Origin of the sequence: Nitratireductor aquibiodomus NL21 = JCM 21793 (assembly GCF_000615975.1) — a bacterium.
GTDB classification, from domain to species: Bacteria; Pseudomonadota; Alphaproteobacteria; order Rhizobiales; family Rhizobiaceae; genus Nitratireductor; species Nitratireductor aquibiodomus.
The window spans coordinates 72,049-90,482 of record NZ_BAMP01000002.1; the positions used below are offsets into that span (position 1 = coordinate 72,049).

14 protein-coding genes and 4 pseudogenes are annotated in these 18,434 nt (G+C 62.2%); 14 read left to right on the forward strand and 4 right to left on the reverse strand.

The genetic code is table 11. The features are described 5' to 3' along the window. Positions 1-24: 24 nt before the first annotated feature. Positions 25-1,011 carry an ABC transporter substrate-binding protein gene (locus tag JCM21793_RS01030; RefSeq protein ID WP_025029181.1) on the reverse strand — a complete coding sequence of 329 codons (987 nt, stop codon included), beginning with the start codon at positions 1,009-1,011 and terminating at the stop codon, positions 25-27. A 267-nt stretch (positions 1,012-1,278) separates the two neighbouring features. Here JCM21793_RS01030 and JCM21793_RS01035 point away from each other — a divergent pair, with 267 nt between their 5' ends. The 7 genes and pseudogenes from JCM21793_RS01035 to JCM21793_RS01065 all read left to right on the forward strand — a co-directional run bounded on the left by JCM21793_RS01035 (position 1,279) and on the right by JCM21793_RS01065 (position 8,467). After that, entirely contained in the window at positions 1,279-2,040 is a 762-nt protein-coding gene (locus tag JCM21793_RS01035; protein ID WP_007007028.1) for a GntR family transcriptional regulator, read from the forward strand. Further along, the gene (locus JCM21793_RS01040; RefSeq protein ID WP_025029183.1) at positions 2,037-3,449 is read left to right on the forward strand and encodes a hypothetical protein; all 1,413 of its coding nucleotides are present in this window, start codon (positions 2,037-2,039) and stop codon (positions 3,447-3,449) included. The genes JCM21793_RS01035 and JCM21793_RS01040 overlap by 4 nt, the downstream gene beginning before the upstream one ends. A 294-nt stretch (positions 3,450-3,743) precedes the next feature. Continuing rightward, a pseudogene (locus JCM21793_RS23420) lies at positions 3,744-5,047 on the forward strand (ABC transporter substrate-binding protein). Positions 5,048-5,186: 139 nt separating this feature from the next. Beyond that, positions 5,187-6,068 carry a branched-chain amino acid ABC transporter permease gene (locus JCM21793_RS01050; RefSeq protein ID WP_025029184.1) on the forward strand — a complete coding sequence of 294 codons (882 nt, stop codon included), beginning with the start codon at positions 5,187-5,189 and terminating at the stop codon, positions 6,066-6,068. Then, positions 6,065-7,030: a branched-chain amino acid ABC transporter permease gene (locus JCM21793_RS01055; RefSeq protein WP_025029185.1), complete on the forward strand. Its 966-nt coding sequence runs from the start codon at positions 6,065-6,067 to the stop codon at positions 7,028-7,030. The genes JCM21793_RS01050 and JCM21793_RS01055 overlap by 4 nt, the downstream gene beginning before the upstream one ends. Continuing rightward, positions 7,018-7,758 (forward strand): ABC transporter ATP-binding protein, encoded by a 741-nt coding sequence (locus tag JCM21793_RS01060; RefSeq protein WP_155983354.1) that lies wholly within the window; start codon positions 7,018-7,020, stop codon positions 7,756-7,758. The genes JCM21793_RS01055 and JCM21793_RS01060 overlap by 13 nt, the downstream gene beginning before the upstream one ends. A 1-nt stretch (position 7,759) precedes the next feature. Beyond that, positions 7,760-8,467, forward strand: a complete 708-nt coding sequence (locus JCM21793_RS01065; protein WP_025029187.1) for an ABC transporter ATP-binding protein — start codon at positions 7,760-7,762, stop codon at positions 8,465-8,467. Positions 8,468-8,510: 43 nt separating this feature from the next. On the opposite strand, the gene pncA is transcribed toward JCM21793_RS01065, so the two are convergent. After that, the gene (gene pncA / locus JCM21793_RS01070) at positions 8,511-9,110 is read right to left on the reverse strand and encodes a bifunctional nicotinamidase/pyrazinamidase (protein WP_025029188.1); all 600 of its coding nucleotides are present in this window, start codon (positions 9,108-9,110) and stop codon (positions 8,511-8,513) included. 166 nt (positions 9,111-9,276) lie between these two features. Between pncA and JCM21793_RS01075 the strand changes: the two genes are divergently transcribed. The 6 genes and pseudogenes from JCM21793_RS01075 to JCM21793_RS23430 all read left to right on the forward strand — a co-directional run bounded on the left by JCM21793_RS01075 (position 9,277) and on the right by JCM21793_RS23430 (position 16,342). Then, positions 9,277-10,131 carry an FAD binding domain-containing protein gene (locus JCM21793_RS01075; RefSeq protein ID WP_025029189.1) on the forward strand — a complete coding sequence of 285 codons (855 nt, stop codon included), beginning with the start codon at positions 9,277-9,279 and terminating at the stop codon, positions 10,129-10,131. Then, positions 10,128-12,872, forward strand: coding sequence for a molybdopterin-dependent oxidoreductase (locus tag JCM21793_RS01080; protein WP_025029190.1), 2,745 nt, complete (start codon positions 10,128-10,130; stop codon positions 12,870-12,872). Before JCM21793_RS01075 ends, JCM21793_RS01080 begins: the two co-directional genes overlap by 4 nt. Beyond that, positions 12,872-14,398 carry a hypothetical protein gene (locus JCM21793_RS01085; protein WP_025029191.1) on the forward strand — a complete coding sequence of 509 codons (1,527 nt, stop codon included), beginning with the start codon at positions 12,872-12,874 and terminating at the stop codon, positions 14,396-14,398. The genes JCM21793_RS01080 and JCM21793_RS01085 overlap by 1 nt, the downstream gene beginning before the upstream one ends. Beyond that, positions 14,395-15,306, forward strand: a complete 912-nt coding sequence (locus tag JCM21793_RS01090) for a UPF0280 family protein (RefSeq protein WP_007010116.1) — start codon at positions 14,395-14,397, stop codon at positions 15,304-15,306. Before JCM21793_RS01085 ends, JCM21793_RS01090 begins: the two co-directional genes overlap by 4 nt. Beyond that, positions 15,299-15,882: pseudogene (locus JCM21793_RS23425) on the forward strand (amino acid synthesis family protein). The gene JCM21793_RS01090 and the pseudogene JCM21793_RS23425 overlap by 8 nt, the downstream one beginning before the upstream one ends. Continuing rightward, a pseudogene (locus JCM21793_RS23430) lies at positions 15,879-16,342 on the forward strand (MarR family winged helix-turn-helix transcriptional regulator). The pseudogenes JCM21793_RS23425 and JCM21793_RS23430 overlap by 4 nt, the downstream one beginning before the upstream one ends. Here JCM21793_RS23430 and JCM21793_RS01105 read toward each other — a convergent pair. Then, complete coding sequence (locus JCM21793_RS01105) at positions 16,343-16,978, reverse strand: queuosine precursor transporter (protein ID WP_025029192.1); 636 nt, start codon at positions 16,976-16,978, stop codon at positions 16,343-16,345. Positions 16,979-17,117: 139 nt separating this feature from the next. Then, positions 17,118-17,413 (reverse strand): annotated as a pseudogene (gene rpmB / locus JCM21793_RS23435) (50S ribosomal protein L28). Between the two features lie 254 nt (positions 17,414-17,667). On the opposite strand from rpmB, the gene JCM21793_RS01115 reads away from it, so the two are divergent. After that, complete coding sequence (locus JCM21793_RS01115) at positions 17,668-18,432, forward strand: DUF3108 domain-containing protein (RefSeq protein WP_025029193.1); 765 nt, start codon at positions 17,668-17,670, stop codon at positions 18,430-18,432. The last annotated feature ends 2 nt before the right edge of the window (positions 18,433-18,434 follow it).

The window sequence follows — 18,434 nt, forward strand, 5'->3', positions numbered from 1 at the left end:
GCCGCGTCCTGATTTTCTGCCGTATCAGTCGACGATGCAGTCGCAGTCGGCGAGCTCTTCAGGGATATCGAGGCCGAAGGCAGCCATGGCCTTTTTCGAGATGCGCGGCGAATGATCCTCATAGGCCGGGTTCATCGGCGGGATCGACTTGGGGTCCGTCCCATCGAGAATCTGCAGCGCGATCTTGCCGGCGTTGAGGCCGACCTGCTGGTAATTCACGGCAAAGCTTGCCGGAACCACGCCGTCGGACACGGCGCCATCATCGGAGTTGATGATCGGGATGCCGGCCTGCCGCGCGGCAGCCGAAACGGCGGCAATCGCGGGCTGGAGCAGGTTGGAGGCGGGCGTATAGATCACGTCGGCCTTGCCGGCGAGCGACGCGATGCGCTGCTGAATGTCGTTCACATTGTCGACGCCCACGGGCACGACCTCGAAGCCGGCAGCCGGGGCAGCTTCCTGGACTTTCTCAAGCAGCGCCACGTCGTTGGCCTCGCCCGGATTGTAGGGCTGGCCGATGCGCTTAGCATTCGGAACGAGCTTCTTGGCGAACTCCATGACGGCAGCAACGTCCTGAAGATCGGTTGCGCCGGTCATGCCTTCATCGCCGGCTTCCCAGGAAGGAACAAGCTTGGCGGCCACCGGGTCGGTGACGGCTGAAAAGACGATTGGAATGCCGGATCCGGAAAGCGCCTTCTTGGCGATCTGCGAAACCGGCGTCGTCACGGTGTACATGAGGGCCGGACCCTCGGCCTGCAGCTTGGCGATCATCTGCGGCACGAGCGAAGCATCGAAATTGGTGTGGCTCTCGGAATAGACAACGTCCTTGCCTTCTTCGTAGCCGCCAGCGGCAAGAGCGTCCTTGAAGCCCTGGATCGCCGTGTTGAGCTGCGGGTGCTCACCGAAATTTGCAATGCCGATGCGGATTGGCTCGGCACTGGCAGCGCCGAGGCCGAGAACCACCGCGCCAGCAGCCACAATGCCACGCAGCGATAAGCGTGATTTTACAGTCATGTCATTCCTCCCAGAGGCCGCGGGGGCCTGTAAATCGGGAGCAGCCTGCCGGCTGCGTCCTCGCCCTACATAACAATCAGAGACTGCCCGGTTTCCCGCTGCAATCCTTGCCGGACGGCGCTCCGCATGCCACATGCGGATCCTCCCCATCCATTTGAAAGGCCATCATATCGTCGGGGCAATGCCTGTCAAACACTATATATAATCGTTGAATGGGCCAGAAATTATATATACTTTTGTTCCCGAGGAGGAGCAGAATTGCAGCATATGGTGGTGGATGACGCGGAGCCGCTGACGAAGACCGAAGCGGCCTATCATCAGCTTCGGCGCGACATTCTGGCGACACGGTTGATGCCGGGGGCGCCATTGCGGATCGCTGCGCTACGCAAGACCTATGGGTTTGGCTGGACGCCATTGCGCGAAGCGCTTTCGCGGCTCGAAGCCGAGCGGCTCGTTACTGCCGAAAGCAATCGCGGGTTTGCGGTTGCGCCCGTCTCGCGGGCAGAACTGGAAGACCTCTCCAAGGCCCGATTGGCCGTGGAAACCACGCTTCTGGAGGAATCCATACGCAAAGGCGGTACCGACTGGGAGGCTGCAGTCGTTACGGCACACTACCGCCTGTCGCGCTGTCAGATACCGGCAAAGGGGCTTTCCGATGATGCCCTGCACGACTGGGTGGAGAAGCACCAGGCTTTTCACGAGGCACTGCTTTCCGCAGCCGACGCGACCTGGCTGAAGCATTTTTACGCCCAGATATGGGGCCAGCTGTGCCGGCACCACATCTTCCTGACGGTGACGCCGACGCTTCGTGCCGCCGCAGGCGCGGAGGAAGGGTATGAAGCTGCCATTGAGGCGCTTGATGCGGCCATGTCCCTTGACCAGCACACGCAACTCATGGAGCTTGCTCTCGACCGCAATCTGGAGGGGGCGCTGGCACTGATGAAAGAGCATGTGGGGCTGACCGTTGACGTTTTCACACTTGCCGATCTGGATGGCATGAGCGCCGGAGCTGCCGGAAAGCAGGCATGAACGCAATCGGCAGGCGTGCCGCATCTGCGGGCGCAGCACTTTGCTTTTCTGGCGGAGCGGCGTGGGCCCACGCATCCGAGCGTGGCTATGTGCTGCTTCTGCCGACCGACTATTATCTCTTCGGTGGCATGCTTGCGGTTGCGCTGAGCTTTCTCGTTCTTGTCTTTCTTCCGGTTCAGGGCGTTGAACGGCTGCTGTCGCGCCGCATTTCGCTTCTTCCAACTCCTCTGGATGGGCGAGCCGTAACCAGCACTCTGTCCTTCCTCGCTCTGGCGGGTATCGTCTATGCGGGGTTTCAGGGCAGTCGTGATCCACTCTCCAACCCATTGCCGCTGGTGATCTGGACCCTGCTCTGGGTGGGTGTCACCGTCGCGCAGGGCCTGCTCGGCAATCTCTGGGCGTGGATCAATCCATGGTATGGGCCGTGGCGGATGCTCGTGCGTGCTGGTCTGCCTGAAGGCGGGATCCGGCCTCTACCAGCAGTGCTGGGGCGCTGGCCGGCCTGCCTCACCCTGTTCGGCTTCGCATGGTTCGAACTGGTGTATCTGGCGCCCGCCGATCCCGAGCGACTGGCGGTGGCGGTCTCGCTCTATTGGGGCTTCACTTTCGCGGGCATGGTCCTGTTTGGCCATGAAAGCTGGTGCACACGTGCGGAGTTCCTGTCGCTCTTTTTCGGTATGCTCTCGCGCCTCTCCCTGTTTGCCCTGAGCGGGGAGGGCAGGCGAAAGAGGCTGGTGCTCGGCCTGCCGGGCCACAAGCTTGGAGGCGCGGCGGCGCTGTCGCTTTCCGGTGTCGCCTTTCTGCTTCTGGCCTTGAGTTCGGTTTCCTTCGACGGGCTCAAACACACTTTCTTCTGGCTCGATCTTATCGGGATCAACCCGCTGGAATTCCCCGGTCGCTCGGCGGTGACCGGGGAGAGCTCGCTTGGGCTTGTCGTGATGTTCGGGCTTCTTTTCTCCGGTTTCATGGGCGCGGTCTGGCTTGGCTGCCGGCTGGCCGGAAAGCGGGGCGTGCGGAAGCTGGCGGGACTTCTCGCGTGGTCGATCATTCCCATCGCGCTTGCCTATCACTTTTCGCACTATCTGGTTGGGTTTACCATCAACAGCCAGTATGCGCTTGCGGCGCTCTCGGACCCGTTGATGCGTGGCTGGAACCTGTTCGGCACGGCAGGCATGCATGTTCAGGCGGGCGCTACGCTTGGCGCGCAATCGGCCTGGATCATCTGGAATGCGCAGGCCGTGGCGATCATCGGCGGGCATGTGCTGGCGGTGGTCCTGACGCATCTGATTGCCTATCGGCATTTTGGATCGGCACGGCTCGCGACCGTCAGCCAGATCCCGCTTGCTGTCCTGATGGTCGGCTATACGGTTTTTGGCCTCTGGCTGCTCTCCGCCCCCACCGCTGGCTGAAAACAGCGGATTGCTGGAATAAATTTTCTTGATACGCGTTTTGGCGCGCCCGCAATTCTGCTTTGAGTGGGTTCGTGGTAACTCTTTGTTTCTTCGTGTCTTTATCCCCCATTGCCAATTTCGCTGCAGCGCAAAATGGCTTAAAACACCGCTGTGTTTCCCTTGGGGCATGTCCTGTTGCCAAGGGAATGGATTGGTGATTTAGTTTGTACACAAGTGATTTTTCCGACGCTGGAAAATGCTTCCAACCGTTGGAAATGCTCGGTCAAACGATCACAACAATGGGGAACCGGCATGAGTGAAAATCGCAAGTCTCTGATTAATTTAAACGGCGGTCTGACGCGCAGGTCCGCGCTCAAGGGGTTGGGAGCAGCGGCGGGTCTGGTGGCTGCACCCGGCTTCGTGCGCTATGGCCAGGCGCAGTCTTCCGAACCCATCAAGATCGGTTTCCAGTGCCATCGCACCGGCATTGGCGCGGCCTATGGGCGTTGGTATGAGCGGGTGACGACGGCTGCTGCCAAGCGCATCAATGATGCCGGCGGTATCAATGGGCGTCCGCTCGAGATCATCATCGAGGATGATGGCACGGACCGAAGCGCGGCGCGGAAGTGGTCGAGAAATTCGCCAACCAGCACAAGGTCGATCTGGTCTATGGCACGCTGTTTTCCCACGTGGTGGTTGGCTCCGCGCCGGCGGCGGGCGAGCTGAAAATTCCCTACTACGTGGTGAGCGAGGGCTATCACGTGGCTTCGGGCAAGATGAACCGCTACTGCGTGCAGCCGGGCATCACCGATGTGAAGGCTCAGGCGCGCTCCATGGCGCCGTGGATCGCTGGCAATCTGGGCAAGAAGGTCACGCTGGTCTATCCGGACTATGCGTTCGGCCATGATCACCGAGATTTCTTCACCCCGGCCATCGAGGCGCAGGGCGGGCAGGTGGTGGCCAAGGTGCCGATCCCGCCGACTGAAACCTCGTTCACCCGCTATTTCCCGCAGATCCCGCGCGACACGGACCTGATCTACCATGTGATGGTGGGGCCGGCCGTGCTGACCTTTGTGAAGGAGATGGGCGAGTTCTTCGGCTCCGGTGGGCCGCAGCTCTTCGGCTTCATCGATTCGCTCGAGGCTGTCGACATGGGAAGCCCGGGGCTGGAATTCCTTGAGGGCAGCCATTTCTGGGAAGGCATGCCGCGCTATGCCCAGCCCGACCAGCCGGACTATGTGACCGCCTATCGCGAGGCCGCGGGCATTGACGAGAATGGCGCCAGCGTCAATGATGCCAAGGATGTGTCAACCGCTGCCCATATGTTTGGTTGCTGGGAGACCCTCAACATCATCAAGGCATCGATGGAAGCGTGCGATTACAAGGGGCCGGATGACCGCGCCGCGATGATCGAGGCCACCGAGGCGATGACCGAGATGGAGGCCGGGCCGGACCATCCGCAGGGCAAGAAGCTGTTTAACGGCAAGATCCACCAGGTCTTTGGCGAACAGAGCATTAGCCAGGTGAAGGACGGCAAGCTGGAAGTGGTGCATCGCACCTCCATCGAAGATGGAGCGTATGAGCCCGAGGCCGACTACACGGCAATGTCGTTCTGACAGGTTGCTAGGGGCGGCGCTCCGCCCTCACCCTTACCTCTCCCCGCAGGCGGGGAGAGGGGGATGTCAGCGTTGCGGCTTTCCCATGGGATGGCTCGGCGGCTCTCCTTCCGCTCCTTTCATGAAAGTGCATTTGTGAATGGCCTTCGGTCCGTATTTTCTCCTCGCTACGCTTGAAGGGCTGGTGACGGCGGCTGTTTTGTCGCTGATCGCGCTTGGCCTTTCGCTCGTCTTCGGTGTCATGCGCGTGGTGAATGTCGCCCATGGCGAATTCTACATGCTGGGGGCGGTGCTCGCCTGGTGGGTAGCCTCGCTTTTCGGCGGGCACCCGGCAATCGGTTTCATGGTGGCGCTGGTGCTGAGCCCGCTCGTCGTCGCCGCCATCGCCTTTGTTGCCGAGCGGCTGGTTTTAAGCCGGCTGAAATATGAGCCGGAGGCAACGATCGTTGCCACGATTGGCCTGCTCTACATCATCCAGCAGCTGGCACTGACATTTTACGGGCCCGAGGCGCGACCGGTGGAGGCGCCGTTCCATTATCGCATGCAACTGCCCTGGTTCGGCTATTCTGCCTACAAGCTGGCCGTGATCGGCTTTTCCATCATCATGATGCTGGCGACGTGGTTTGTGCTCACACGCACGAAGATCGGCCTTATCATGCGCGCGACCCAGTTCGACCGGGAGACGGCGCAGGCTTTTGGCATTCCGGTCGGGCGCGTCTATGCCGGTGTGTTCGCGCTGGGGGCGGGGCTGGCCGCCGTTGCCGCCGTGCTGATCGTGCCCATCCAGCAGGCGCATTACCTGATGGGACACGATCCGCTGTTACTCTCTTTCATCGTCGTGATCATCGGCGGGCTTGGCTCGTTGCGCGGTACGGTTTTGGCGGCGGTGCTGATCGGCCTGTCGGATGGCATCATCTCGATGTTCTTCTCGCCGACACTCGCCAAGATGCTGGCGACGCTGGCTGTCGCCATGATCCTCGTCTTCCGCCCGCAGGGCCTGTTCGGAGCGGCGGCACGATGACCAGACTGACCCCTTCGACAAAATCCATTGCGCTGCATGTGGGTGTGGTTCTGCTCCTTCTGGCGCTGAACTTTCTCCTGCCGGAATATCATCGCGGCGTGTTTGCGCGTGTTCTGGTGCTGGCGGTTTTCGCCATGGGCTACAATCTGGCGTTTGGCTATACGGGCCTGCTCAGCCTAGGTCATGCAATGTTCTTTGCCGCCGGGCTCTATGGAGCCGGGCTGACCATCTATCATTTGGAATGGAGCGTGTGGCCGGCCTTCGGCGCCGGGCTTGCCGCCGGCGTGGTGGTGGCGCTCGCTGTTGGCTTTCTGGCGCTGCGCACCACGGGCGTTGCGTTCATGATCGTGACGCTGATGTTCGCGCAGGTCTTCTACCTGATGACCCTTTATTTCACGACCTATACGCGCGGCGAGGAAGGGCTTGTTCTGCCGCAGGAGACGCGGGTTCTGGGCTTTCCCGGCGGGGTGCTCGACCTCTCCGATCCGTCGACGCGCTATCTCGTGGCGCTTTCGCTGTTTGCAATCGTTCTGGCTGCGATCCTGTTTCTGGTGCGCGCACCCTATGGCCGCTCTCTGATCGCCATCCGCGAAAACGAGGAGCGCATGCGCATGCTGGGCTATGACGTTTTCGCCAACAAGCTGATGGCGGTGGTGCTTTCGGGGCTTTTCTGCGCCGCATCGGGTGCGGCCTATGCCGTGCTTTTCGGCTATGTCGGATCAGGCTTTGCGGCAATCCAGTATTCCATCCTGCCGCTGCTGTGGGTGCTGGTCGGCGGGGCGGCGACAACGCTCGGGCCGCTCATCGGCACACTGTTCATGTTCTATGTTATCGATACGGCGTCGAGCTACACCACGGCGCATCTCATGGTGGTCGGTCTGGTGTTGATCGGCGTGATCCTGTTTTTCCCCAAAGGCATCATCGGTACGGTGCGTGAAAGGTGGTTGCCATGGCTGCCGTGAAGCCGCTTCTTGAGACCCATGGGCTTGGCCGCTCCTTCGGCGGGCTGCGGGCGGTTGATGGCGTGGATTTTTCGCTGCCGGAAGGCGAGACCCATGCGATCATCGGGCCGAACGGGGCCGGCAAGACGACCTTTGTGAGTCTGATCTGCGGGCGTGTTGCGCCCACCGATGGCCGCGTCGTCTTCGATGGGAAGGACATTTCGCTTATGCCCGCTCACAAGCGGGTGCGGGCGGGCATCGCCTACACGTTTCAGATCACCAGCGTGTTTGCCAATCTGACGGCCTTCGACAATGTGGCGCTGGCGGTGCAGCGGCAATTGATCGACGATCATGAGAGGGGGCTCTCTTCCCGCGCGCTGACCGAGCACGGCGTGGACGCGCTTCAGAAGGTCGGGCTAGGCGATCACGCCGACAAGGTGGCTGGCAATCTTTCCTATGGGCACCAGAGGCTTCTCGAAGTGGCGATGGGGCTGGCGCTCCGGCCGCGTCTTCTCATCCTCGATGAACCGACGCAGGGCCTTTCCGACAGCGAGATCGAAAATTTCATCGCGCTGGTGCGCCAGATCGGCGAGGAGGCGACGGTGCTTCTGATCGAACACAATATGGATGTGGTCATGGCGCTTGCCGAGCGCATCACGGTGATGGAACAGGGGCGCATTCTCGCGCAGGGCGCACCTGCCGAAATCCGCGCAAACCAGGCCGTCCAGCAGGCCTATCTCGGAGGTTGAGATGACGGCTGCCCTGACAATGGAAAATGTCGACAGCGCCTATGGCCATGTGCAGGTGCTGCGCGGCTTCGATCTGGAATTGCGGCAGGGCGAGGTGTTGTGCCTGCTTGGCCGCAATGGCGCGGGTAAGACGACCGCGCTGAAAACGATCATGGGACTGGTGCCTGCCACCGCCGGGCGCATCCTGCTTGGCGATGTGGAGTTGAACCGTCTTGCGCCGCATGAGGTGCCGAAGGCCGGTGTCGCCTATGTGCCGCAGGGGCGGCGGCTCTTTTCCGAGCTGACAGTGGGCGAAAACATCGAGATCGGCCTGATGACGCGCGGCAAGGGCGCTGCCACGCGCGACAGTGTGCTTGATCTCTTCCCTGTGTTGCGCGAGCGCCTGAAGCAGCGCTCCGGCACGCTCTCCGGCGGTGAGCAGCAAATGCTGGCCATGGCGCGGGCGCTCTGTCTGGAGCCGCAGGTGCTGCTTCTGGATGAGCCGACGGAAGGGCTGATGCCCTCCATGATCGCGCGCATTCGCGAGACAGTAGCGGGGCTGCGCGAGCGCGGGGTCTCCACCATACTCGTGGAGCAGCGGGTCGATGCGGTGCTGCCAGTGGCGGACCGGGTCGCGTTCATCGAGAACGGCCGCAACCGCGAGACGGTGGATGTCGAGCGGCTGCGGGAGGACCCCGAGATGGTGCACCGCTATGTGGGGGTAGGGTGACCGGGACGTTGGTGCCGGGCTCCTAACTCAGCAAGCCCATCACTCACGCGAGCGTCACACCCGCCTCATTCATCTTCGCAGTCATTGCTGCCAATGAGCCGTCGAGGTCGATGGCGCGGCAGGCATCCATGATGACGGTGGCCTCAAAACCCTGACGGCGCGCGTCGATGGCCGAATAGGCTACGCAGAAATCCGTGGCGAGGCCGGCAAGCGTCACTTTGGTGATGCCACGTTCGCGAAGATAGCCTGAAAGGCCGGTGGGCGTTTCGTGGTCGTTTTCGAAAAAGGCCGAATAGCTGTCGATCGCGCTGCGAAAACCCTTGCGGATGACAAGCTCCGCCTTGTCCCATGCCAGCCCTTCGTGGAACGCAGCGCCTTTGGTGCCTTGCACACAGTGATCAGGCCAAAGCGTCTGCGTGCCATAGGGCATTTCGATCGTCTCGAACGGGGCCTTTCTCTGATGCGAGGAGGCGAAGCTGGAATGGCCTTCCGGGTGCCAATCCTGGGTCAGGACCACATGGTCGAAGCGCCCGATCAGTCCGTTGATGACCGGAACCACTGCGTCGCCGTCTTCAACGGCAAGCGCTCCCCCGGGGCAGAAATCATTCTGCACATCGATCACGATCAGCGCCTCGTCGGCCATGCCCTGTCTCCCTTTTTGATGAAGTCGTCGCGAAGGTGGACCGAATGTTCTCCTTTGACAAGCGTGCTGAGGAGCGTATCATTCGTGTACAAACGAATTTGAGCCCAGCCGTCAGAGCATCAAGAAGGGCTTGGGAACAACATCGCAAGTGGCAGGCAGGCGCAGCATGGACTATGCCAGACCGACCGAACTGGAGGAAGCGCTCGGGCTCTTATGCACGAAGCGCTGGACCATACTTGCCGGGGGTACGGATTTTTACCCGGCACTCGGTGCGGGCCCGCTGAAAAGTGACGTGCTCGACATCAACGGATTATCGGCATTGAGCGGTGTTGAAGAGACCGAAACGCATTTCATGATCGGCGCGCGGACGAGCTGGAGTGCAGTGATTGCTGCGGGGCTGCCGCCTGCCTTCGATATGCTCAAACAGGCAGCCCGGGAGGTTGGCTCGGTGCAGATCCAGAACACGGGGACGGTTGCCGGAAACCTGTGCAACGCCTCACCGGCGGCAGATGGGGTTCCGCCGCTTCTGGCGCTGGATGCGGAGGTGGAATTGCGGTCGGCAAAAGGTGCGCGCCATCTGCCGCTATCGGCCTTTATTCTCGGCAATCGCAAGACCGCGCGGGCGGATGATGAACTTCTCACCGCTATCCGAGTGCCAAAACCCGCAACGCAGGGAGATTCGAGCTTCGTCAAACTGGGAGCGCGGCGCTATCTGGTGATTTCCATTGCCATGGCCGCTGCTCGGGTTGTGCCTGACGGGGGGCGTGTAGCGAAAGCCGCCATCAGTGTCGGTTCATGCTCCGCCGTGGCGCAGCGCCTGTCGGGGCTGGAATCGCGGCTTGAAGGTGTCGAACGATCTGAGATGCGCCGAACGGTGATGGACTACGCGTTCCCGGAGCTTTCGCCCATCGACGATGTGCGCGGCACTGCCGCCTATCGGCGCGAGGCGGCGCGGGAGATCGTGATCCGCGCGCTGGAGCAGGCTTGGCAGGGCGCGGAGCGCAGAGAGGTGGCGGCATGAGCGGGAAAAGCCTGTCCTTATCTCTGGAAGTGAATGGAAAGACCGTCGTGACGGAGGTCTCTCCGCTCCAGCGTCTTTCATCGGTTCTGCGTGATCAGCTCGGACTGACCGGCACCAAGGTCGGTTGTGACGCGGGCGATTGCGGGGCCTGTTCGGTGATGGTGGATGGTGCTGTGGTCTGCGCCTGCCTCGTGCCGGCCGCCGGTCTCTCGGGTAAGAGAGTGCGCACGGTGGAGGGGCTTTCAAATGGCAGCCTCTCGGCACTTCAGGAATCCTTCCTGCGCCACGGGGCGGCTCAGTGCGGCATCTGCACACCGGGTGTTCTGGTGAGCGCGGCGGCACTTCTGGAGCAGAACCCGACACCGTCTGAGACCGAGGTGCAGGATGCGCTGGGCGGTGTTCTGTGCCGCTGCACCGGCTATCGCAAGATCATCGAGGCGGTGATGAACGCCAACCGCTCGGTGGGCGTCGATGCCAGTATGGTGGAGCAGGGTCATGCGGTTGGCGCGTCGCCGATCAGGCTCGATGGCGAGAGCAAGGTGAATGGAACGGAGATTTTCGGCGCGGATGAGCGACCTGGCGATGCGCTGTCGGTCGCGGTTGTGCGGTCGCCGCATTGGCACGCCGATTTCGAGATCGGTGACACGGAGGCGTTCATCGCCGCGCATCCGGGCATTGTCGCGGTTTTTACGGCAGCCGATATTCCAGGCGAAAACCGGTTTGGCGTCATCCCGCCTTTCGCCGATCAGCCGGCGCTGGCCGAGGGCCGGGCGCGGTTTCGCGGCGAGGCGGTCGCGCTGATTGCGGGCGAGCGCGATGCAATCGAGGCACTCGACATGAACGCCTTTCCGATCCGCTGGCAGGAACTGCCCCATGCGCTGACGCCCGATGAGGCGCGGCGGGAAGGCTTTGCGGATCTGCATGAGGGGCGGGCGGGCAATGAGCTGACGCGAGGGTTCGTGGAATGCGGTGACCCGGAAGGCGCGCTTTCCGAAGCCTTTGTCTCGGTCTCCGGTGAGGTCGAGACCTCTTATGTGGAGCACGCCTATATCGAGCCGGAAGCGGGCTATGCGATGATGGATGGCGATATGCTGGTCATCAAGGCCTGCACGCAGGCGCCCTATATGGATCGCGACGACACGGCGAAGGTGCTCGGCGTGCCGCCGGAGAAGGTGCGCATCGTGCCACTCGCGACGGGCGGCGGCTTTGGTTCCAAGCTGGACGTCTCCTTGCAGCCGCTGGTGGGGCTGGTGGCGCTCAAGACCGGGAGACCGGCGGCGATTGTCTATACGCGGGGCGATTCCATGCGCTCCACCACCAAGCGGCACCCGGCAACAATGCGCGCTTCGATTTCGGCGGATGATCAGGGGCGCGTGAGCGGCATGGTTTTCGAAGGCGATTTCAACACCGGGGCCTATGCAAGCTGGGGGCCGACGGTTGCAAACCGCGTTCCGGTTCATGCCTCGGGGCCCTATCGCACGCCGCATTATCGCGCGACGGGGCGGGCGATCCACACCAATGGTCCGATTTCAGGTGCGTTTCGCGGGTTCGGTGTGCCGCAGGCGACGATCATGCAGGAAACGCTCTATGACCGGCTGGCGGAAAAGCTGGGACGCGACCGGCTGGAATTCCGCATCGAGAATGCGCTTGCCGATGGGGATCGCACCACTTGCGGGCAGGTGCTTTCCGGCGTGGGCATCCGTGAGTGTCTCGAGGCGCTAAAGCCGCACTGGGCGCGGGCTCAGGCCGAGGCGGATGAGGCCAATGCACGAGAGGGCAGGGTGCGGCGGGGCATCGGTGTCGCGTCGTGCTGGTATGGCTGCGGCAACACCGCGCTGCCGAACCCTTCGACCATTCGTGTGGGAATCACGGCTTCCGGTGCGGTGATGCTGCATCAGGGCGCGGTGGATATCGGGCAGGGCTCCAACACGGTGGTGACGCAGATCTGCGCCGATGCAAGCGGCCTGCCGCTCTCGGCGTTCCAGCTTGTGGGCGGCGATACGGGTGTCACGCCGGATGCCGGCAAGACATCGGCTTCGCGCCAGACCTATGTGACGGGCAAGGCTGCCGAAAAGGCGGGACGTGCTCTGCGGGAAAAGATCCTGCGCTTTGCCAATGTGTCGGATGGGGCGAAGACTGCGCTGGAGGATGGCGCGCTGGTGATCAGCGAGGGGACGGAGCGCCGGCGCTTGGCGCTTTCCGATATTGAGGCCGATGCGCATGGTTATGTGTTTTCGGCGGAAGAGACCTACGATCCGCCCACGACGGCGCTGGACGAGAAGGGGCAGGGTGTTCCCTATGCCGTTTATGGCTATGGCGCGCAGCTTGTGGAGCTCGAAGTCGACACCACGCTTGGCACGGTGCGGCTTCTGAAGATCACCGCGGCGCATGATGTCGGCCGTGCCATCAATCCGCTTCTCGTGGAAGGGCAGATCGAGGGTGGTATCGCCCAGGGCATAGGCCTTGCGCTGATGGAGGAATATGTGCCGGGGCGCACGGAAAACCTGCATGATTATCTGATCCCCACCATTGGCGATGTGCCGCCGGTCGAAACCATTCTGGTGGAGGTGCCTGATCCGGAAGGGCCCTTTGGCGCCAAGGGGCTGGGCGAACATGTGCTGATCCCCACCGCGCCGGCGATCCTCAATGCGATCCGCCATGCGGTTGGCGTGGAAGTTACGAAAGTGCCGGCTACGCCGAGCCGTATTCTGGCGGCGATCCGGGCACGGGAGAACGGGTGATGAACGAGCTCACCGAGCGTTTTGAGGTCACGCCGCCGAAGAAGCCTTCGGGCGAAAAGCTGCGCTGCGATGCCTGCCCGGTGATGTGCTATATCGCCGAGGGGCGCACGGGTGCCTGCGATCGCTATGGCAATTTCGGCGGGCGCATTACCCGATGTGATCCGGTGACGATCCTTGAACATGCCGCCGAGGAGGGGGATGCGGTTGTTCCCTTTGAAGGGGAAGTGCCGTGGGATGGTGAATTGGTCAACACGAAGCGCCGCTTCGTGAGCGCGGTGGGCGCGGGAACCACCTATCCGGACTACAAGCCTGCCCCCTTCATCGTTTCGCAGAAGGTGGAGGGTGTCGACCTCGTCACGGTGGTGACGGAGGGCATCTTCTCCTATTGCGGCGTGAAGGTGAAGATCGACACGGACCGGCATCTGGGGCCCGAAGCGGCCACCGTGCGGGCGAATGGTGAAGCGGTCGGCCATGTGACCACCGCCGAATATGGCAGCCAGATGCTCTCGCTCGGCGGGGTGCATCACCTGACCGGCGGATCGAAGGCGGAGGGTCGCGTCACGTGCCAGGCGATGCTCGATCTGTGCAACAAGAAGCCGGTGGAACTGACCATTGACGGGGGCGCGAGCGTTGTCGTGCAGGCCGGTCAGCCGCCGGTGATCGACGGAACGCGTGAAGAGCGCATGCGGGTGGGCTGCGGCTCGGCCACCATCGGCATGTTCGCGACGCAGTGGAAGGGGCTCGTGGACGAGGTCGTTGTGGTCGATGACCACATTACAGGTGTCGTCTCCGAGCATCAGGCGGGCAAGGTGATTGGCTGGGAGGATACCGGCATCAAGATCATTGGCCGCCGTTCCACGCCGGGGCGTTATTTCAAAGTGTCCGACCCGGGGCTCGGATGGGGCGGGACGACCATTGACGATCCGCTCGATATTCTCGGTCCCTTCAATGAGAAGAAGGGCGCGCGGCCGGGGCTCTCCCTGCTCATGGTTTCAACCACGGGCGAGCAGTTTGCCTATTACGAGCTTGATGAGGCGCTTCAGCCGGTCAAGAAGCCCTTTCCGGACCGGTTGCGCAAATCGGTCGATCTGATCGAGCAGAACTGCGAGCCGGCGCTGTGCACCGTGCTTTTCATGGGTGGAGCAGGTGGCAGCCTGCGCGCCGGCGTGACGGAGAACCCGGTCAATCTGACGCGCTCCGTTCAGGGGCTCAAGACCTATGTCACGGTTGGTGGAGCGCCAGTCTATGTGTGGCCGGGTGGCGGCATCACCATCATGGTGGATGTGATGCGCACGCCGGAAAACGCCTTTGGCTATGTGCCGACGCCGGCGCTGGTCGCGCCCATAGAATTCACGCTCAGGCGGGAGGATTATGTGCTGCTCGGCGGCTATGCGGATGAAATCCGCAGCGTCAAGGACGTGCTGGAAAAGGGTGGCGAATATTTCAACCCGCGTGAGGCGCGGGGGGCTGTGGTTTCCAATCCCTGGCCACCGCTTCAGCAATTGCGCCGGAAACCGAAGCGATGAGTGGTGCGACCGCCAGCTGGCTTGCCGATGGCGGGCGCCTGCATCTGAACCATGGGCCCATCGACCTGATCGTCGAGGCTTTTGGCGAGGAGCGGGAGCGGTTTTTGGCCTATCGGCAGGCCGTGGCGCGGTTTGAGACGATCCTTGAAGAGCTGGTGGCGGAACTGCCCGCACTGCGTAGCCCTGCCGGTGCGAGGGCCCGGCGCTTCTCCGGCTCCACCGCGCAGCGCATGGAAGAGGCGGTGCATGCGCATCTGCCTGCTTTCGTTACGCCCATGGCGGCAGTGGCCGGCAGTGTGGCCGATGAAGTTCTTGCGGCACTTGTGAAAGACCGCGCGATAACGCGTGCCTATGTGAACAATGGCGGCGACATTGCCATCCATTTGGCGGATGGCGAGAGCTTGGACATTGCCATCGCCGGCACGGGCCATGGCCTCGCGGACAGGATTTCGTTGAGCACGGCCGATCCGGTTCGCGGCATTGCGACCAGTGGCTGGCGCGGTCGCAGTCATTCGCTCGGCATCGCTGATGCGGTGACGGTTCTTGCCTGCTCGGCGGCGGCGGCAGACGTGGCGGCGACGCTGATCGCCAATGACATAGATCTGCCGGGGCATCCGGCCGTGAAGCGTGTCCCTGCAAACGAGATTGATCCGGACAGCGATCTGCGCGGTCGTCTAGTGACGCAGGCGGTGGGGTGCCTTTCCGATCCTGATGTCGCGCGCGCGCTTGAAAACGGGCTTTCCACCGCGTGGGCGATGCGGGAGCGCGGTCTCATCGAGGCGGCTGCCCTGTTCCTGCGTGGTGAAACACGCGAATGCGGCACCATTTCTCTGGGGAAGCTGGCGTATACCGCTGTGCCGGCTGTTCCATCTCATTCACATGCACAAAAAGGTCTTACCCATGCCTGAGTTCGCCCTGCGCAAGATCGCGCTTGTTACCGAAGAGATATTTCACGAAGGCGGGCCGGTTCCGTCGATGCCGCGCCGCCGTGCCGCCGCACTTGCGCTGGTCAAAAACCCCTTCGCCGGTGGATACGCGAAAGAGCTTGAAAGCGCGATGGAGGATTTGAAACCGCTCGGTATCGACATGGCCGACCGGCTCGTTGCTGCGCTCGGGGGGGATATCTCGGTGATCGACGGGTTCGGCAAGGGTGCCATTGTCGGCACGGATGGGGAGCTTGAACATGGCGCACTCTGGCATGTGCCGGGTGGCTATGCGATGCGCAAGCGGCTGGGCGATTCGAAAGCGATCGTGCCTTCTTCGAAAAAGGTCGGCGCGTTTGGCGCGCGCATCGACATTCCGCTCGGGCACATCAACGCAGCTATGTGCGCAGCCATTTCGATGCGATGGAAGTGGGGATGCCGGATGGCCCGCGCCCGGACGAGATCCTGTTTGTGCTTGCCATGGCCTGCGGACCGCGTATCCATGCGCGCATGGGCGGCTTGAAAGCCGAAGACGTGAAAGGCGAGGACGGTCTCAGATGAGTGCGGAACACGGCAGGCTCAGGGTTCTGGCTGGCGGCAAGTCCGCCGATGCCTATGATCTGAGCGAGCAGGTTGGCTTTGTACTGCGCAAGGCCAACCAGCGCCATCTGGCGATTTTCGCTTCCCGCATCAGCATCTTACGCCGCCGCAGTTTGCGGCTCTTGCCAAGCTGCATGAGGTGGGCGCTACCTCGCAGAACCAGCTTGGCCAGCTTGTGGCCATGGATGCGGCGACGATCAAAGGGGTGATCGACCGGTTGAAGGCGCGTGACCTGGTGGTGCTAGAGCCCCATGGGCGTGACCGGCGGAGGCTTGTCGTGAGCCTAAGCGACGAAGGCAGGAATCTGATTGAAACGCTGCTTCCGGATGCGCTGGAGGTGAGCGAGGAAACGCTCGCGCCCCTCACGCCGCGCGAGACCGCAACCTTCCTGCGCCTTCTAGCGAAGCTGGCCGAAGGATAACTACTGCCGCTGGTTAAGGGCCGGGCCGGGGCGCAGCAGGGCCAGAAGCGCGCCATAGGGTGCCAGCATGGCAAGGCCGATCAGTATCTTCACCACAAAATCGCCGAGCGCCAGCGAAAGCCAGAGCGGTGCCTCCATGCCTGTGCCGAACAGCGATACGGGGAAGGCAAGCGAGCCATCCTGCAGGCCGAAGGCCGTGTCGAGAAAGGCGAAGCGGGCAGCAAAGGCCAGCGAGAAGAAGAGCAACGTGTCGAGCACGGAGCCGATCAGCGTCGAGATCAGCGGTGCGCGCCACCAGGCGCGGCCGCGAAGCCGGTCGAACACGGCCACGTCCAGCAGTTGCGCAAAGAGAAACGCGGCGCCGGAGGCGATGGCAATGCGCGGGCTTGCGAGCCATACCGAGAGCACCACTGCAAGCAGGAAGCCGGAGAGCACGACGCGCCGGGCGGCACCGGGGCCAAAGCGGCGGTTCGTCAGATCGTTGACGAGAAACGCTACGGGATAGGTAAACGCACCCCAGGTCAACAGATCGCCGAGACCGAAATGCTGAAACGGATACTGGACGAGAAAATTGGAGGCGGTGACGATGAACGCCATGGCGGCCATAAACGGCCAGATCGCATAAAGACGATTCATTTTTTTATCCTGGGTGATGGAACCAGAAAGCCCGCCATCAGCGCATTGTCAGTCAGGCAGAAGCCCATTCCCGAACTGCGCGGCCATGGCGGGCCGATGAATTTTATTGCCGGGCCGCAGCCATGCTGCGGCAGATGCCTCAGGCCGCGGCTTGCTCAGCGATCTTCTTCTCGACCTGCTTCTTGAGCAGACGAGCGCGCTGGGAAAGCTCGTTGCTTTCGCCTTGACGAGAAACGCGTCGAGACCGCCGCGGTGCTCAACCGTGCGCAGGGCATTGGCGGAAACGCGCAGGCGCACGTTCTGGCCGAGAGCCTCGGACTGAAGCGTTACATGGCACAGATTGGGCAGAAAGCGACGACGCGTCTTGTTGTTCGCGTGGCTCACATTGTTGCCGGTCATTACGGCTTTGCCGGTCAGTTCGCAGGCGCGGGACATTTTTCAAACCTTCATCGTCTTGGCCCGTCCATACCCAACTGCCGCACCTGAAACTGGCGGCGCGCGGTCGGTTGTTGGCGGCCTTATGGAAAAAGTTGCCGTTCCATAGAGATATTTGGCGTGTGGGTCAAGCACCCTGCGACGCGGTTCGGACAATCTCCATGGCCCTTTTCCAAAGATTTGCCTTATTATTCTTCTTTAGACAAGGGGAGGGACGCGCCGGCTTGCCGGCATGCTGGAGGGCACGGCTCGTGATGCGGTGTGCAGCTACTCGTTTTTCTCTCGCAATCGCCCTGCTGGCTTTGGCGGGAAGTGCCCGCGCGGAGAGCGAGACCCATCGCTTTCGCTACAGTGCGTCGCTGTTTGGCATTCCCATTGGAAAGGCAGATTTCACAAGCCGGCTCGAAGAGAGCCGCTTCGAGGTGTCGGGCCGCTTTGCGAGCGCGGGTGTGGCCCGTCTTTTTGACAGGACAGATGGGACCGTGAGTTCCAAAGGCCGGCTTTCCGGGAGGTCTGTTGTGCCGTCTTCCTACGAGCTGGCCTATGTCAGCGGCGAGAAACGGGAGACGACGTCAATCCGCTACAGCAAGGGGCAGGTTGTCAAAACGGTCATAACCCCGAAGCCGAAGAAACGCGGCAAGGACTGGATCGCCGTGTCGAAAGAGGACCTGGCCGGTGCTCTCGATCCCCTGTCCGCGCTCCTCTCGCCGGCGCAGAATGCGGCGGATGTCTGCAATCGCCGGTTCAGGGTTTTCGACGGTGAGATGCGGGCTGACATCGTGTTTTCGCCGGCTGCGAAGGGCGAACACATTGGCAGGGACCTTGTCACCTGCAAGGCGCGTTTCATTCCGGTGTCGGGTTATCGAAAGGGGCGTTCCACAATCGCTTTCCTGCGGGACAGGGCTCGTATATTGGTTGCTTTCAAACCGCTTGGCACGCGTGGTCATCACACGCCCGTTCAGGCGCGGATCGGAACCAAGATTGGCACGGTCCATATTGAGGGCCGGCCGGTCGATTGAGG

What these genes read in the sequence shown, in the direction of transcription:
- JCM21793_RS01030 (WP_025029181.1), bottom strand. Translation starts at nt 1,011, where the DNA reads ATGACTGTAAAATCACGCTTATCGCTGCGTGGCATTGTGGCTGCTGGC.
- JCM21793_RS01035 (WP_007007028.1), top strand. Translation starts at nt 1,279, where the DNA reads ATGGTGGTGGATGACGCGGAGCCGCTGACGAAGACCGAAGCGGCCTAT.
- JCM21793_RS01040 (WP_025029183.1), top strand. Translation starts at nt 2,037, where the DNA reads ATGAACGCAATCGGCAGGCGTGCCGCATCTGCGGGCGCAGCACTTTGC.
- JCM21793_RS01050 (WP_025029184.1), top strand. Translation starts at nt 5,187, where the DNA reads ATGGCCTTCGGTCCGTATTTTCTCCTCGCTACGCTTGAAGGGCTGGTG.
- JCM21793_RS01055 (WP_025029185.1), top strand. Translation starts at nt 6,065, where the DNA reads ATGACCAGACTGACCCCTTCGACAAAATCCATTGCGCTGCATGTGGGT.
- JCM21793_RS01060 (WP_155983354.1), top strand. Translation starts at nt 7,018, where the DNA reads ATGGCTGCCGTGAAGCCGCTTCTTGAGACCCATGGGCTTGGCCGCTCC.
- JCM21793_RS01065 (WP_025029187.1), top strand. Translation starts at nt 7,760, where the DNA reads ATGACGGCTGCCCTGACAATGGAAAATGTCGACAGCGCCTATGGCCAT.
- pncA (WP_025029188.1), bottom strand. Translation starts at nt 9,110, where the DNA reads ATGGCCGACGAGGCGCTGATCGTGATCGATGTGCAGAATGATTTCTGC.
- JCM21793_RS01075 (WP_025029189.1), top strand. Translation starts at nt 9,277, where the DNA reads ATGGACTATGCCAGACCGACCGAACTGGAGGAAGCGCTCGGGCTCTTA.
- JCM21793_RS01080 (WP_025029190.1), top strand. Translation starts at nt 10,128, where the DNA reads ATGAGCGGGAAAAGCCTGTCCTTATCTCTGGAAGTGAATGGAAAGACC.
- JCM21793_RS01085 (WP_025029191.1), top strand. Translation starts at nt 12,872, where the DNA reads ATGAACGAGCTCACCGAGCGTTTTGAGGTCACGCCGCCGAAGAAGCCT.
- JCM21793_RS01090 (WP_007010116.1), top strand. Translation starts at nt 14,395, where the DNA reads ATGAGTGGTGCGACCGCCAGCTGGCTTGCCGATGGCGGGCGCCTGCAT.
- JCM21793_RS01105 (WP_025029192.1), bottom strand. Translation starts at nt 16,978, where the DNA reads ATGAATCGTCTTTATGCGATCTGGCCGTTTATGGCCGCCATGGCGTTC.
- JCM21793_RS01115 (WP_025029193.1), top strand. Translation starts at nt 17,668, where the DNA reads ATGCGGTGTGCAGCTACTCGTTTTTCTCTCGCAATCGCCCTGCTGGCT.